Raw genomic sequence first — 15565 nt, 5'->3', positions numbered from 1 at the left:
CCTGAAGCTTAAGGGATCCAAGCCATGGCGCTGACCTGCACAACATCAACGCAACTTGACCGCTGTGCCGGTCGCGAACACCACAACCATGCCGCCCTTGCCCGCCGGCATACTGATCTCGAAATCCAGCCCGACCACCGCATCCGCCTGCAACGCTCGAGCCCGCTCCTTGATCTCGTCCGTCGCCTGAACCCGCGCCTCTTTCAAGGCCCGCTCCAGCGTCTGCGAGCGCCCACCGAAAAAGTCGCGCATACCGGCAAACAGATCACGAATCACATTGACGCCCTGCACCGACTCCGCGCTGACAATGTCCAGGTACGCGGTGATCTGGCGGCCTTCGATGGCGTGGGTGGTGGAGATGATCATGGGAACCGTCCTTTTTCTGCGGATAAAGTGGCGATTGTAATGTGCGATGGCACATCAGACCGAGCACTTGCGCGCATGACTTGCGCAGCGGATTAAAATCCAGACGCCAGAAACCACAAAACCCCTGATCTCTTTCGAAATCAGGGGTTTTGTGTATTGAATTTGGCGGTGAAGGAGAGATTCGAACTCTCGATACAGTTTCCTGTATACACACTTTCCAGGCGTGCTCCTTAAGCCACTCGGACACTTCACCGTATCTCTTCAAACATGTTCTGTCTGTCGAGGCGCGCTAATGTAGTCGAAAGCTTTTCTGATGGCAAACTTTTTTTCAGAATTTTCATGCGCTTAAGGCATAAAGGCGTTTCGTCCCACCTTGGGCGATGGCAAACCGGACAATCTCTGGTGACGGCCACCCTTTTATATAGAAGCAGAACGGCGTGCTACGCCGGGCGCGGCCGGAAACGGTGACTGGCGGGTCAGTCACGGCGCTTTACCTGGCCTGCGGTGGTGGGTAACGTCTGCCCATCTTTCTTACAAGGAATAGCGTCATGAGTGAGTTGATTGCCTACCACCTCGAAGACGGTATCGCGACCCTGACCTTGAACAACGGCAAGGTCAATGCCATTTCCCCGGACGTGATTGCGGCGTTCAACGCGGCGCTGGATCAGGCGAAGACTGATCGTGCCATCGTGATCATTACCGGTCAGCCGGGAATTCTGTCGGGCGGCTATGACTTGAAGGTGATGACCGCCGGGCCTAAAGAAGCCGTGGCGCTGGTCACCGCTGGCTCGACCCTCGCCCGCCGCCTGCTCTCTCATCCGTTCCCGGTGATCGTCGCCTGCCCTGGTCACGCGGTGGCCAAAGGCGCGTTCCTGCTGTTGTCTGCCGATTACCGCATCGGCGTCGATGGCCCGTTCAGCATCGGCCTGAACGAAGTGCAGATCGGCATGACCATGCACCACGCCGGCATCGAGCTGGCCCGTGACCGCTTGCGTCGCTCGGCGTTCCACCGTTCGGTGATCAACGGCGAGATGTTTGATCCGAAAAGCGCGGTGGATGCCGGTTTCCTCGACAAGGTGGTGACTGCCGAAGAGCTGCAAGGCGCAGCCCTGGCAGCAGCGCGTCAGTTGAAGAAGATCAACATGAACGCGCACAAGAACACCAAGCTCAAAGTGCGCAAGGCACTGCTCGAAGCCCTCGACAACGCGATCATTCAGGATCAGGAGCATCTGGGTTAAACCCACGCTTCGCGAGCCGAAGAAAAGCCCGACCGTCGTGTCGGGCTTTTTCTTGCGCGTTCGGTTGATCAAGCATCAACGGCTCTAGGACGGGTCTGACGGTCAACTCGGAAACATGCGCTTAAACATCGCCTATCTCCGCACTCTATAGCAGCAATTGCCGAAAACAGTGCACATCCGTACACTGCGCCACCTTTTGTCCCGGTGGGGCCTGAAAATGCTGTTTGTGTTTCGTATGTTATTGATGGGCCTGCACTTTATTCTGGCCGGCGTGCTGGGCGTGATCCTCGGGCTGTGCCGTCCGTTCAACCCGGACAACAGCCGACTGTGCGCCCGCCTCTACGCGCTACCTGCCATGTGTATTTTGCGTTTGCGTGTGAAGGCTGATGTCGGCCCGTTGATGAACAAGCCCGACAGCTGCGTGATCGTTGCCAACCATCAGTCCAACTACGACCTGTTCGTGTTCGGCAACGTGGTGCCCCGGCGGACTGTGTGCATCGGCAAGAAAAGCCTGAAATGGGTGCCGCTGTTCGGGCAACTGTTCTGGCTGGCAGGCAACGTGTTGATTGATCGTGGGAACGCGCACAAGGCGCGCAAGTCGATGCTCACCACCACCCACACCTTGCAACACGAAGACACGTCGATCTGGGTGTTCCCGGAAGGCACGCGCAACCTCGGTGAAGAACTGCTGCCATTCAAGAAAGGCGCGTTCCAGATGGCGATCGCCGCCGGTGTGCCGATTGTGCCGGTATGCGTCAGCAGCTACATCAAGCACATGCGCCTGAACCGCTGGCGCAGCGGGAAAATTCTCATACGCTCGCTGCCGGCGATTCCTACAGCCGGGCTGACCATGGATGACATGCCCATGCTCATGTCCCAGTGCCGTGAACAGATGCGGGAATGCATCGCCGCGATGGATCAGCAGCTGCAAGCTGCGTGAAAAACCAACCCGCCTCGTGCGGGTTTTCTTTTGCCGGGTGAACTGTGCAGATTTCACTGACTCTCAAGCAGCGACACGGCTAAGCTGAAGCCTTGTATTCCCTGCCATCTGCCAAGAAGAAGTGAATCACCACCATGGGTCGAGTTGTTGCTGCTGCGGTTTACAGCGCCGGTAAGAAAGTCACCAATATCACGCTTGACGAAGGCGCCGCCTGGGCCGCAAAAACCGGGCATTTTGTCTGGATCGGTCTGGAAGAGCCGGACGCTCAGGAGCTGGCCAATCTGCAACGCCAGTTCAACCTGCACGAACTGGCCATCGAAGACGCCCTGGAAAAACACAGCCGGCCAAAGCTGGAAACCTTTGGTGACGCCTTGTTTATCGTCACCTACTCGCCGATCCGCGAGCATGGGATTTTGCAGTTCATCGAAACGCATATCTTCGCCGGCAAGGGCTACATCATCACCGCCCGCAACGGCCACTCGGCGTCCTATGCGCATGTCCGCCAGCGCTGTGAGGCGCGGCCGCTGTTGCTCGAGCACGGCGAAGATTTCGTCCTCTATGCACTGCTGGATTTCGTGATCGAAAACTACCAGCCAGTCGGCGAAGCGATTCATGCCGAGATTGATGAACTGGAGCGCAACGTGCTGTGCAGTGCGTTGAACGAGCATGACATCCAGAAACTTCACGGCCTGCGCCGCGATGTGTTGCGCCTGCGCCGTTATGCAGCGCCGATGGTGGAGATTGGCGAGGAGCTGCAGAAACTGAGTTTCCCGTTCATCGACAAGAACATGCGCCCGTACTTCCGCGACGTGCAGATTCACGTCACGCGGCAGATGGAAGACCTGACAACGCTGGCGGACATTGCCAGCCAGACCATCGAGATCGGCGTGTTGCTGGAGGCGTCACGGCAAAGTGTGGTGCAACGCAAGTTTGCCGCGTGGGCGGCGATTCTGGCGTTCCCGACGGCGGTGGCGGGGATTTACGGGATGAACTTCCAGAACATGCCGGAGCTGAGCTGGCATTACGGCTATTTCGCTGTGCTGGGGTTTATCACGGTGGGGTGCGTGAGTTTGTGGGCGAGTTTCAAGAGGTCGGGGTGGTTATAGGGAAGCAAATGCAAAAGATCGCAGCCTGCGGCAGCTCCTACATTGGGATGGTGTACACCCTGTAGGAGCTGCCGCAGGCTGCGATCTTTTGATCTGCTATCAAGCAGCTTCTGGCTTGTGCGCCACAAACCGCATCATCCATTCCGCCACGGTGGTGCCATGGTGCTCCTGCTCCAGGCTGGCCACGCCTTGGGAATAGATCTGTGACCCCAGCGCGTCCTGGCGCAGATCCAGCAGTGCCCGCGAATAGTCGTGGATGAATTCCGGGTGGCCCTGGAAGCACAGCACCTGATCGTTGATGTGGTACGCGGCAAACGGGCAGAAATCGCTGGAGGCAATGACCGTGGCGTTTTCCGGCAACGCCGTGACCTGATCCTGGTGGCTGATCAGCAACGTCAGCTCTTCCCGCACCGGGCTCATCCACGGCGCCTTGGCCGCCAGTTTGTAGTTGTGGGTGCCGACACCCCAGCCCTGAGTGGCGCGCTCACTCTTGCCGCCCAGCAACAGCGCCAGCAGTTGATGGCCAAAGCACACGCCGAGCAGCTTGTCGCCACGCTCGTAACGGGTCAGCAGGTATTGCTTGAGAGTCTGGATCCACGGGTCGGTGCCGAACGAATCGGCCTTGCTGCCAGTGATCAGGTACGCATCGAAGGTCAGATCGTCGCTTGGGTATTCACCCTGCATCACGTTGTACACGGTGAACTCGGCGGCAATCGGTTGCTGCGAGAACAGGCGCTGGAACATCTGCCCGTAACCCTGATATTGATCGACCAGTTCCGGACGCAGGATGTCGGTTTCCAGAATGCAGATGCGTAGCGACATAAAAAATACCTGACACGTGATGGGAATAATGAACACCCAGAGCCTGCCTTGAAACACCCCGGCAAGGCAAGCCCCGCAGCGCTCAGCCGATCACTTAAAACAACTCGCCTTTCGCGGCTTTTTCCAGCAACAACGCCGGTGGCGCAAAGCGCTCGCCGTACTGCTCGGCCAGATACTGCGCGCGTGCGACGAAGTCCTGCACGCCGTACTGATTGATAAATTGCAATGCGCCGCCGGTCCATGGGGCAAATCCAATGCCGAAGATCGAGCCGACGTTGGCATCCGCCGTCGAAGTCAGCACGCCCTCCTCCACACAGCGCACGGTTTCCAGGGCCTGCACGAACAGCAGACGATCACGCACATCCTTCGGCGAAATCTGCCCGTCAGCCTTCTCGAAACGCGTCTTCAGCTCCGGCCACAGATGCTTCTGACCACCCGCCGGGTAATCGTAGAAGCCCCCGCCGGCAGCTTTGCCCGGGCGCTTGTATTCGTTGAGCAGCAAGTCAATCACAGCGAACGCCGGATGCTCTGTCAGCGGTTTCCCTTCCGCTTGCAGGTCCTTGGCCGTTTGCTGACGGATATGGCTCATCAGGCTGAGGGAAACTTCGTCGGAGATCGCCAGCGGCCCGACCGGCATCCCGGCCTTGCGCGCTTCGGTCTCGATCATCGGCGCACTCACACCCTCGCCGAGCATGGCGATACCTTCGTTGGTGAAAGTGCCGAACACCCGCGAGGTAAAGAAGCCACGACTGTCGTTGACCACGATCGGGGTTTTCTTGATCTGCAGGACGAAGTCGAAACCACGCGCCAGGGTTTCAGCACTGGTCTGCGCACCCTTGATGATTTCCACCAGCGGCATTTTGTCCACCGGGCTGAAGAAATGCAGACCGATGAACTTGCTCTGATCGGGTACTGCCGTCGCCAGTCCGGTGATCGGCAACGTTGATGTGTTGGAGGCAATCACCGCGTCAGGACCGACAATCTTTTGCGCTGCAGAGGAAACGTTGGCCTTCAGTTCACGGTCTTCGAACACCGCCTCGATGATCAGATCGCAACCCGCCAGATCGGCATCGCTCTCGCTGGCCTGGATCCGTGCCAGCACCGCCTCGCGTTTTTCAGCCGTCATCTGCCCACGGGCGACTTTCTTGTCCAGCAATGCCGCCGAGTGGGCCTTGCCCTTCTCGGCCGCCGCCAGGTTGATGTCCTTGAGCACCACGTCGATACCGGCCGAAGCACTGACGAAGGCGATACCGGCGCCCATCATGCCTGCGCCGAGCACACCGACCTTGCGCGTGACATAGGGCTCAAAGCCCTGCGGCCGCGAACCGCCGGCATTGATTTCGTTGAGCTGAAACCAGAAGGTGCCGATCAGGTTTTTCGAAATCTGCCCGGTGGTCAGTTCGGTGAAGTAACGCGTTTCGATCAGGTGCGCGGTGTCGAAGTCGACCTGCGCGCCCTCCACCGCCGCGCAGAGGATTTTCTCCGGCGCGGGCAGCGTGCCCTGAGTCTTGCTGCGCAGGATTGACGGCGCAATCGCCAGCATCTGCGCGACCTTCGGATTCGACGGCGTGCCGCCGGGAATCTGGTAGCCCTTCACATCCCAGCGCTGCACCGCACTCGGGTTGGCGACAATCCAGGCGCGCGCCTTGGCCAGCAACTCGTCACGATCCGCCGCCAGCTCATCGATCAGACCGGCCTGCAACGCCTGCTGTGGGCGGATCTTCTTGCCTTCGAGCAGATACGGCAGCGCCTTTTCGATCCCCAGCATACGCACCATACGCACCACCCCGCCGCCGCCCGGCAACAGTCCGAGGGTTACTTCCGGCAGACCGAGTTGCACCGCCGCATCGTCCAGCGCCACCCGGTGATGGCACGCCAGGCAGATTTCCCAGCCTCCGCCGAGCGCCGCACCGTTGATCGCTGCGACCACCGGTTTGCCGAGGGTTTCCAGGGTGCGCAATTGCCCCTTGAGGCCCAGCACCATGTCATAGAACGCTTTGGCCTCGGGTTTACCGACCTTGATCAGCTCATTGAGATCGCCGCCGGCAAAGAAGGTTTTCTTCGCCGAGGTGATGATGACCCCGGCAATGCTGTCTTTTTCCGCCACCAGCCGCGCGACGCAGGCGCCCATGGCCTGGCGGTATACGGCGTTCATGGTGTTGGCGCTCTGGCCCGGCATGTCGATGGTCAGCACGACGATGGCGTCCTGACCTTTTTCGTAACGAATGGCTTCGCTCATAACAAGATTCCTTGAATTCGGGGCTCAAAGGCGTTCGATGATGGTGGCAATGCCCATGCCGCCGCCGACGCACAGCGTCGCCAGGCCGTAACGCAGACCCCGGGTTTCCAGCTCATCGAGCAAGGTGCCGAGGATCGCGCAACCGGTGGCGCCCAGCGGATGGCCCATGGCGATCGAGCCGCCGTTGACGTTGACCTTGTCCGGGTCGACCGCCATGTCCTTGATGAACTTGAGTACCACCGAAGCAAACGCCTCGTTGACCTCGAACAGGTCGATGTCTTCCACGCGCAAACCGGCCTTGGCCAGTGCCTTGCGGGTGGCCGGCGCCGGGCCGGTGAGCATGATCGTCGGGTCAGTACTGGTCACCGCCGTGGCGACGATACGCGCCCGAGGCTGCAAACCCAGCGCACGGCCCTTGGCTTCGGAGCCGATCAACATCAGCGCCGCACCGTCGACGATCCCGGAGCTGTTGCCCGGCGTGTGTACGTGGTTGATTCGCTCGACGTGGCTGTAAACCCGCAGCGCGGTGGCATCAAACCCCATCTGACCGATCATTTCGAAACTTGGCTTGAGTTTGCCCAGGCCTTCCATCGTCGATTCGGCGCGAATGAATTCGTCGTGGTCGAGCAGGATAATGCCGTTCTGGTCCTGCACCGGCACCAACGACTTGTTGAACGAACCGTCGGCCCGTGCCCGCGCAGCTTTCTGCTGCGAGTGCAACGCATAGGTATCGACATCCTCACGGCTGAAGCCCTCAAGGGTAGCGATCAGATCCGCGCCAACGCCCTGCGGGGTGAAGTGGCTGTGCAGGTTGGTCTGCGGGTCCAGCGCCCAGGCGCCGCCGTCGCTGCCCATCGGCACCCGCGACATCGACTCGACGCCACCGACCACCACCAGATCCTCGAAACCGGAGCGGACTTTCATGGCGCCGAGATTCACCGCTTCCAGACCGGAAGCGCAGAAGCGGTTGATCTGTACACCGGCAACGCTGACGTCCCAGTCCGCCACCTGCACCGAGGTTTTGGCGATATCGGAACCCTGATCGCCAATCGGCGTGACGCAACCGAGTACCACGTCATCGACTTGGCTGGTGTCCAGCGCGGTACGGCTCTGCAGTGCGGTCAACAGCCCCGCGACCAGATTCACCGGTTTGACGCTGTGCAGCGCGCCATCGGCCTTGCCTTTGCCGCGGGGCGTACGCAGCGCATCGAAAATCAAAGCTTGGGTCATGACGTCCTCGAACCTGTGCGGTGAGTGAATTTCGTGGTTTCACTGTTATCCCGCGCCGTCGAGGATTCAATGACCACAGCGCTCAATGATGTTGACGCGCACGCTCAGACGGACGGTCATCCACCTTCAGGTGAACCGGTTCAGGTCAGCGAGTTGTCTAGCAAGCGGTCGGCGCAGAAGCTGGCAATACGCCTCATGTCTTTTTTATTGCCAGCAGCAGTAAATACATACGAAATGGATCTAAGCCGCGCGTGACGCGGGCTCTAAGGTAGTACATGTACGTCAGGGTCGTCGGGTTTTGCCGGGGCCGACGTTCTTCTACAGGAAGTGCAGCGTTTGCCGTCATGGATATGCAGGCAAACATCAGGAAATAACAATAAAGGCGGTCAAGCCATGTTCAAACAACCGAAAGTTCGTCAAGCCGGGCTCATTCTTTTCGCCACCACGCTGTTGCTGATTTTGCCGAACCTGACCAAGGTCATTGGCTGACTCAACGGCCGGGTGCATTTCATTGCCATCAACAATGTGACTGGCCCGCTTCCCGGGCCAGCGTGGCTGTGCCAACCTTTGCGCACTCCTACGACATGGAAGGCGATCATTTGAAAACGCTCATTGTGTTCTGGGCCTTGCTGCTGAGCATGCCCTTGTCTGCCGCACAGCTGGATCTGCAGCTCGGCGCAACCCATCACACCTGGCAGACCGAGGAATTGCTCAAGCACCCTCAGGTACAAACCCTGACCATCAAAAATGATGTGTCTTACAAGAAGGACATGACTTATCGCGCCGTCCCGGTCGCGGCGCTGCTCACGGGCATCAAACCGGGCGATCATCTGCAAGCGGTGGCGCTGGACGGCTTTGCCGCCGAGCTCAGCGCTGCACCGTTGCTCAATACCAAAGGCGCACGGGCCTGGCTGGCGATCGAAGACCCGGCGCAGCCGTGGCCGCCGCTGTCCGAAGGCAAGCACAGCGCAGGGCCGTTCTATCTGGTATGGACCGACGCGCAGGCCGGCAATATCAGCCCGGAACAATGGCCGTTCCAGGTGGCAAGCATCAAGCGCATGGCGCCAGTGGCCGAGCGCTTCCCTGCCCTGTTGCCGGATCCCGCGCTGAAAGCGAATGACCCGGTGAATCAGGGTTTTGCGCTGTTCCAGAAGAACTGCCTGGCCTGCCACCGCTTGAACGGTGCGGGCGATGCGCAGTTCGGACCGGACCTGAACATCCCGTACAACCCAACCGAGTATTTCGACGCGGACTTCCTCAAGCGCTACATTCGTGATCCACAGAGTTTGCGCCAGTGGCCGCAGGCGAAGATGCCGGGGTTTTCGGCGGAGGTGTTGCCGGAGGCGGATTTGCAGTTGTTGATTGGCTATTTGCAGCACATGGCTGGGCGCAAGATCAAGCCATAAGCGTTGCGGTGATATCACCAGCCTCTTCGCTGGCAAGCCAGCTCCCACAGGATTACCGCGGCTTCAGAGTCAGCGCATAACCTGTGGGAGCTGGCTTGCCAGCGATAGCGGTATCCCGGATCTACTGTTGCTGCACGGAAATGACTGGCGTCGGCGACACCAACACCTTCGCATGCATCTGCTCGCTCCCCCCGCCCCGGCGCATGCCGCGCACCGGGCAGGCATCCAGATAATCCAGGCCCACCGCCAGTTTCAAGTGCCGCTCCGGGCGGGCCAATTGGTTGGTCACGTCAAAGCTGTACCAGGCGTCATCCAGCCATGCTTCGGCCCAGGCATGGCTGGCCAGATGCTCGGCGTCCTCGCTGTACAGATAGCCGGAAACGTAGCGTGACGGGATCCCCAGGCTGCGTGCACAGGCGAGAAAGGCATGAGTGTGATCCTGGCAAACCCCGGCGCGCCCGGCAAAGGCTTCGGCGGCACTGGTGTCGACTTCGGTGGAGCCCGGCGTGTAGGTCATGTGCTGATTCAAGCCGTGCATCAGATCGATCAGGGCGGTGCGGTCACGTCGCTGCTTGCAGGATTTTTCGGCAAACGTACGTAACGCTTCGTCCGCCTCGGTCAGGCGAGTGAAACGCAGGAACGGCAGCGCCGACTGACTCTCATGCTCGGCCTCACGCAACTCGTCGATATCCACTTGGCCGCGGGCGCCGATAATGATCGCTTCGTGCGGTTCGTCCATGGTCAGCACATGCAAGATGTTGCCGAACGGATCGAGCTGCGCGCGCACCGGTCGCGGCAGGTCAAGCTGCCAGCTCAATACGTGCTGACGCTCGCTGTCGTGCGGGGTCAGGCGCAGATACTGGATGCTCGCCCGCACCTGATCTTCATAGTGATAGGTGGTCTCGTGGCTAATGGAAAGTCTCATGCAGCCTCCAGGTATGAACTGTGAATCGCATTGCCCAACTGGCGCACCAGCGGGATGAATTCGGTGAGCCAGGCGTGCAGGCCTTCGGCAAGGATTTCGTTGATGCCGGTGTAGCGCAGACGCGCGTCCATCTCAGCGGCCAGACGTTGCGCCGGACGGCCGTTGGCCCCCGGCAACTGGGCGAGAATCTGGTCGATTTCCTCGGTGCAGGCACGCAACGAACGCGGGACATCGGCGCGCAACAGCAGCAGCTCGGCGACATGCCGGGCGCCGGGGGCGTCGCGGTAGATCTCGGTGTAGGCCTCGAAAGACGACAGCGCCCGCAACAGCGCACTCCATTGATAGTAAGCGTGGGCGGTGCCGTCACTGACGGCCTCGGCCTGATCGCCAGCCATTTCGTAGCGCGCATCGAGCAGGCGCAGCGTGTTGTCTGCACGCTCGATGAAGGTGCCCAGGCGAATGAAGCGGAATGCATCGTTGCGCATGATCGTGCCGTAGGACGCGCCCCGGAACAGGTGCGAGCGCTCCTTGATCCACTCGCAGAAACGGCTCATTCCGTATCGGCTGAGGCCCTGCTCGGCAATGCCGCGAATCTCCAGCCAGGTGGCGTTGATGTTCTCCCACATGTCTGCGGTGATTCGTCCACGCACCGCGTGCGCACTGGCCCGCGCCGCGCCGAGACAGCTGTAGATGCTCGCCGGGTTGGCCGCATCGAGGGCGAAAAAGTGCAGCAGGCGTTCGGCATGCAGTTCGCCATGACGCTCCAGGTAATCGTCGAGGGTGCCGGTAATCAGCAGCGGCATGGCCAGCTCGTGCAGACCGTCGCCGCGACCGTCCTGCGGCATCAGCGACAGCGAATAACTGACATCGAGCATCCGCGCGAGGTTTTCCGCCCGCTCCAGGTAACGCGACATCCAGTACAGATCCGAGGCAGTTCTACTTAACATGGCAAGCTTCCTTCAATCCTCGACCACCCAGGTGTCCTTGGTTCCGCCACCCTGGGAGGAATTCACCACCAGGGAGCCTTCACGCAGGGCGACACGGGTCAAACCGCCGGGCACGACCCGGGTTTCGCGGCCAGACAGTACAAACGGACGCAGGTCGATATGGCGTGGTGCAATGCCGTTTTCGACAAAGGTCGGACAGGTCGACAGTGACAACGTCGGCTGCGCGATGTACGCGTGGGGTTTGGCTTTGATCCGCTCGCGGAATGCATCGATTTCCGCCGCCGTCGCCGCCGGCCCCACCAGCATTCCGTAACCGCCGGAGCCTTGGGTTTCCTTGACCACCAGATCCGGCAGATTGGCCAGGACGTGGGAAAGTTCCGAAGGGTTGCGGCACTGCCAGGTCGGCACGTTCTTCAGGATCGGCTCTTCGTCGAGGTAAAAGCGGATCATGTCGGTGACAAACGGGTACACCGACTTGTCGTCCGCCACGCCGGTGCCAATGGCGTTGGCCAGCACCACGTTGCCCGAGCGATAGGAAGACAACAGTCCCGGCACGCCGAGCATTGAGTCCGGGCGGAACGCCAGCGGGTCGAGGAAAGCGTCGTCGAGACGCCGGTAGATCACGTCCACCGCTTTCGGCCCGTCGGTGGTGCGCATGAAGACCTTGTCGTCACGCACGAACAGATCCGCGCCCTCCACCAACTCGACGCCCATTTCCCGTGCCAGAAAGGCGTGTTCGAAGAACGCACTGTTGAAGCGCCCCGGCGTCAGTACCACCACGCTCGGGTCGTCGATCGGGCTGGAGCTTTTCAGGGTGTCGAGCAACAGGTTCGGGTAGTGATCGATGGGCGCGATGCGCTGGGCAGCGAACAGCTCCGGAAACAGGCGCATCATCATCTTGCGGTCTTCAAGCATGTAGCTGACGCCGCTCGGGGTACGCAGGTTGTCTTCGAGCACGTAGTAGGTGCCGTCGCCGTCGCGCACCAGATCAACGCCGGAGATATGCGAATAGATATCGCGGTGCAGGTCCAGGCCCTGCATCGCCAACTGGTACTGCTCGTTGGCCAGCACCTGTTCGGCGGGGATGATCCCGGCCTTGATGATGCGCTGTTCGTGATAGAGGTCGGCGAGGAACATGTTCAGCGCCTTGACCCGCTGGATGCAGCCGCGCTCGACGGTCCGCCACTCGCTGGCGGGGATGCTGCGCGGAATGGTGTCGAAGGGAATCAGGCGCTCGGTGCCCTGCTCGTCGCCATAGAGCGTGAAGGTGATCCCGGCCCGGTGGAACAGCAGGTCGGCCTCGCGCCGCCGTTGCGCCAGCAACTCGTCAGGCGTGTCGGCAAGCCAGCGGGCGAACTCCCGGTAATGCGGGCGGACCTGGCCGCCGGCATCGTACATTTCATCAAAATAGGTGCGGATCATGCCGTACTCCTTGTCACCCGGACCTACAGGCCTTCGCAAGGCCCGTGCCATCGGCATAAACGCTTTGATTTCAATCGGTTGGATAATCAAGCCGCAAACACCGCACCATTCCTGTGCGGCAAATGCTCCAACAGGATTGCCCCCGCTTCATTGCGACGCACTGCATCGCCTATCACCAGCATAGTCAGAGTTGATTTCACTGCTTGCGTCGGGCTGCGGATAATCGGCGCATCCGCTGAAAACTTCCCCACTGAAGGCTTCAGCTCCACTGATCCGGACTGCCCACGCAGTCCCCGCAGGCCGTAACCCTGACCGGTTTCCTCTCCTTATCGGTCTTCCCTTTTAGCCACCCTCTCCGGTGGCTTTTTTTTGCCTTTCTGAAATGTTTTGAAAGTAAAAAGCAAAAGATCGCAGCCTCCGGCAGCTCCTGCAGGTGATTGGTGCAGGGGCTGCTGGAGGCTGCGATCTTTTGATCTTTGAAAACGACAACGGCCAACCCGAAGGTCAGCCGTTGCTCAATACCTGAAACCAGAGATCAGTTCAGACGATGGCGGTTGCGCACCTCCTGCTTGACGCCCCAGCCCTCGATGATGCCGCCCAGCGGCTCGACCACGGCAGAAAAGCCCTGCTCGAAATCGCCAATGTCGTCATAGGTCGCGTGCATCACTTTGCTCAGTTCCAGTGACCAGGCGCCATCTTCGCGCGCACTGACCTGGGCATTGATGGATTCACCACGAAATTTGCCCGCCGCCCTGCGCGCCCGCTCCTCGTCCGGGAAAATGGCGTAGAACTCGATGGGATGGAACCGGGAAAAGTCGAAACCGCCTTCTTTCATGCGGCGCAGTACGTTGCTGCTGATGTCTTCTTGATAGGCTGTGCTCATGAAACGTCCCCCTCGGATAGATGGATAGACTTTCCGTATTCCCGCCCCGGGCCTTACAGGCCAGAAGTACATCGGCAACCCGGTTGCCGGCGGGAAACAAGCATGTAGCTGACAAGACCAGACCTTAGCGATTCGTTCGCTGATCTCGCTTGCAGAGTAGCCCCAAGATAGAGCTGCTGCCAAGGCCTGGTTGTTTCGGATGAAAGGAAGATTTTCAGATTGGAGTGATGCTGCGGATCTTGATGCTGTTCTGGGTTTCGAGGCTTTTGACGCCCGCATCAGGGGTTCGCCCTTCCAGATCGTTCAGATCCAGTTTGGCGGCCACCGGCAGGAGCCGTTCCTTGATCAGGCGTGCAGCCTCGTCATCACTGGGGCATTCCGCGCGCTCGAACACCTCATCGACAATTTCACCATGATCGTCCACGAAAGTGACTTTCCACTTTTGCATCGGTGCCTCCTCGATCAAACCCGCAAATGGGCTTACTAGTATCTCGACTTTTGGCGAGATTGATCGTTCAAAAGGATTGCGGCGCACGAACATGAAAAAAAATTAACCGATGGGGAAACAGGCTTGTGTGGCGAGGGGATTCATCCCCGATGGGCGCGAAGCGTCCCTGAATTCAGCGAACGCATAGTGTCAGTTCCAACGCGTCTGCCGATTTTACGACTGCTGCGCAGCCGGTCGGGGATAAATCCCCTCACCACAGGGGATCTATCACCGATCCGGGAATAGTGCGTCAGTCGTTGCTTGGCTTGTTGATCGCCTGCAGCACGTACTGTGGCAGCGCGAACGCGCCGATGTGGATTTCCGGGTTGTAGTAGCGGGTGACGATGCCGCTGCCGATGAAGCGCTGCTGCAGGGTTTCACGGCTCAGCTTGCGGTAAGCCGGGTTGGTAGAACCCCAGGCGAAGGTCATCGAACCGCCAATGTAGGTCGGCACGGCCGCTTGATAGAAGTGCCAGTCCGGGAACAGGCTGCGCAGGCGACCGGCGGTGGTTTTGACTTCGTCGATCTGCATGAACGGCGTGCCGTTCTGGGTCACGAGGATCCCGCCTTCGTTCAGGCAACGGTGACAGGCCTGGTAGAAGTTCTCCGAGAACAGCACTTCGCCCGGACCGATCGGGTCGGTGGAGTCGGAGATGATCACGTCGAATTTTTCTGTGGTGGTGGCAACGAAACGCATGCCGTCGTCGATCACCAGGTTCAGGCGTGGATCGTCATAGGCGCCCTTGGAGTGGTTCGGCAGGAATTCCTTGCACATGTCGACCACGGTGCCGTCGATCTCGACCATGGTGATGTGCTCGACGCTGGCGTGTTTGGTCACTTCGCGCAGCATGCCACCGTCACCGCCGCCGATGATCAGCACGCGCTTGGCGGTGCCGTGGGCGAGGATCGGCACGTGGGTGAGCATTTCGTGGTAGATGAATTCGTCGGCTTCGGTGGTCTGGATCACGCCGTCCAGCGCCATCACCCGCCCCATGCGCGGGTTCTGGAAGATCACCAGGTGTTGGTGTTCGGTGCGCACTTCGTGCAGCAGTTTTTCCATGCGAAAACGCTGGCCGTAGCCTTCGTAAAGGGTTTCCAGGTACTCGCTGGTCTTGGTGACGGTCATGGTCAAGTGCTCCGATGAATGCGCGGGCGTCGATCGTGGGGACGATTGCCCGGGAAAGGCGCGCATTCTACGTTGCCGAAGATGACAGGTCGAACCTCTGTTCATCGACAATCCACAATCCCTGTAGGAGCTGCCGAAGGCTGCGATCTTTTGATCTCTGTTTTAAAAAAAACAAAGTCAAAAGATCGCAGCCTTCGGCAGCTCCTACAGGGGTATTACAGTGTTCTTCAGACCCGCACATTGCCCCGCGGTCCGGCAATCGCCCAGATGATCAGGCCCAGCACCGGCAGGAGGATGATCAGCAGGACCCAGAGGATTTTCATCCCGGTCTCGGCACCGCTTTTCAGTACGTTGATAATGGCCCAGATGTCGAGGGCAAGAATGATCAGGCCAATCAGCCCGTTGAACGTGGAACCCATGGTGTCACT

15 protein-coding genes and 1 tRNA gene are annotated in these 15565 nt (G+C 59.8%); 4 read left to right on the top strand and 12 right to left on the bottom strand.

The window, feature by feature from the left end; all coding sequences use genetic code 11:
- Positions 1-45: 45 nt before the first annotated feature.
- Positions 46-366 (bottom strand): YbjQ family protein, encoded by a 321-nt coding sequence (locus GTQ41_RS09045; protein ID WP_007960724.1) that lies wholly within the window; start codon positions 364-366, stop codon positions 46-48.
- Between the two features lie 163 nt (positions 367-529).
- Positions 530-619: transfer RNA gene (locus GTQ41_RS09040), tRNA-Ser, on the bottom strand.
- Between the two features lie 295 nt (positions 620-914).
- On the opposite strand from GTQ41_RS09040, the gene GTQ41_RS09035 reads away from it, so the two are divergent.
- From GTQ41_RS09035 to GTQ41_RS09025, 3 genes are all read left to right on the top strand, one after another.
- Positions 915-1604, top strand: a complete 690-nt coding sequence (locus tag GTQ41_RS09035) for a crotonase/enoyl-CoA hydratase family protein (protein WP_086794750.1) — start codon at positions 915-917, stop codon at positions 1602-1604.
- A 217-nt stretch (positions 1605-1821) separates the two neighbouring features.
- Positions 1822-2544, top strand: coding sequence for a 1-acylglycerol-3-phosphate O-acyltransferase (locus GTQ41_RS09030; protein ID WP_047292972.1), 723 nt, complete (start codon positions 1822-1824; stop codon positions 2542-2544).
- Between the two features lie 134 nt (positions 2545-2678).
- The gene (locus GTQ41_RS09025; RefSeq protein ID WP_027613314.1) at positions 2679-3650 is read left to right on the top strand and encodes a magnesium and cobalt transport protein CorA; all 972 of its coding nucleotides are present in this window, start codon (positions 2679-2681) and stop codon (positions 3648-3650) included.
- A 99-nt stretch (positions 3651-3749) separates the two neighbouring features.
- Here the strand turns inward: GTQ41_RS09025 and GTQ41_RS09020 are convergent, their stop codons facing one another.
- The 3 genes from GTQ41_RS09020 to GTQ41_RS09010 all read right to left on the bottom strand — a co-directional run bounded on the left by GTQ41_RS09020 (position 3750) and on the right by GTQ41_RS09010 (position 7941).
- Positions 3750-4472, bottom strand: coding sequence for an amidotransferase (locus tag GTQ41_RS09020; protein ID WP_047292969.1), 723 nt, complete (start codon positions 4470-4472; stop codon positions 3750-3752).
- 94 nt (positions 4473-4566) lie between these two features.
- A complete protein-coding gene (locus tag GTQ41_RS09015) occupies positions 4567-6711 on the bottom strand; it encodes a 3-hydroxyacyl-CoA dehydrogenase NAD-binding domain-containing protein (protein WP_047292968.1) in 2145 nt (714 codons plus the stop codon).
- Positions 6712-6735: 24 nt separating this feature from the next.
- Positions 6736-7941 (bottom strand): acetyl-CoA C-acetyltransferase, encoded by a 1206-nt coding sequence (locus GTQ41_RS09010; protein ID WP_047292966.1) that lies wholly within the window; start codon positions 7939-7941, stop codon positions 6736-6738.
- Between the two features lie 584 nt (positions 7942-8525).
- Here GTQ41_RS09010 and GTQ41_RS09005 point away from each other — a divergent pair.
- Positions 8526-9347, top strand: a complete 822-nt coding sequence (locus tag GTQ41_RS09005) for a cytochrome c (protein WP_047292965.1) — start codon at positions 8526-8528, stop codon at positions 9345-9347.
- A gap of 121 nt (positions 9348-9468) precedes the next feature.
- Here GTQ41_RS09005 and GTQ41_RS09000 read toward each other — a convergent pair whose 3' ends face one another.
- The 7 genes from GTQ41_RS09000 to GTQ41_RS08970 all read right to left on the bottom strand — a co-directional run bounded on the left by GTQ41_RS09000 (position 9469) and on the right by GTQ41_RS08970 (position 15556).
- A complete protein-coding gene (locus tag GTQ41_RS09000) occupies positions 9469-10272 on the bottom strand; it encodes a transglutaminase family protein (RefSeq protein ID WP_047292964.1) in 804 nt (267 codons plus the stop codon).
- Positions 10269-11219 carry an alpha-E domain-containing protein gene (locus GTQ41_RS08995; protein WP_007960702.1) on the bottom strand — a complete coding sequence of 317 codons (951 nt, stop codon included), beginning with the start codon at positions 11217-11219 and terminating at the stop codon, positions 10269-10271. The genes GTQ41_RS09000 and GTQ41_RS08995 overlap by 4 nt, the downstream gene beginning before the upstream one ends.
- Before the next feature lie 12 nt (positions 11220-11231).
- Positions 11232-12641 carry a circularly permuted type 2 ATP-grasp protein gene (locus tag GTQ41_RS08990; protein ID WP_047292962.1) on the bottom strand — a complete coding sequence of 470 codons (1410 nt, stop codon included), beginning with the start codon at positions 12639-12641 and terminating at the stop codon, positions 11232-11234.
- A gap of 535 nt (positions 12642-13176) precedes the next feature.
- A complete protein-coding gene (locus GTQ41_RS08985) occupies positions 13177-13524 on the bottom strand; it encodes a ribonuclease E inhibitor RraB (protein ID WP_041068892.1) in 348 nt (115 codons plus the stop codon).
- A 214-nt stretch (positions 13525-13738) separates the two neighbouring features.
- Positions 13739-13972: a hypothetical protein gene (locus tag GTQ41_RS08980; RefSeq protein WP_041068889.1), complete on the bottom strand. Its 234-nt coding sequence runs from the start codon at positions 13970-13972 to the stop codon at positions 13739-13741.
- A gap of 289 nt (positions 13973-14261) precedes the next feature.
- Positions 14262-15137 carry a polyamine aminopropyltransferase gene (gene speE / locus GTQ41_RS08975; RefSeq protein ID WP_041068886.1) on the bottom strand — a complete coding sequence of 292 codons (876 nt, stop codon included), beginning with the start codon at positions 15135-15137 and terminating at the stop codon, positions 14262-14264.
- 227 nt (positions 15138-15364) lie between these two features.
- Positions 15365-15556: a PLDc N-terminal domain-containing protein gene (locus GTQ41_RS08970; protein WP_007960694.1), complete on the bottom strand. Its 192-nt coding sequence runs from the start codon at positions 15554-15556 to the stop codon at positions 15365-15367.
- Positions 15557-15565 lie beyond the last annotated feature (9 nt).

It is taken from the genome of Pseudomonas sp. AN-B15 (assembly GCF_019056475.1).
GTDB classification, from domain to species: domain Bacteria; phylum Pseudomonadota; class Gammaproteobacteria; order Pseudomonadales; family Pseudomonadaceae; genus Aquipseudomonas; species Aquipseudomonas parakoreensis.
This window is presented reverse-complemented; position numbering and strand designations above follow the sequence as displayed.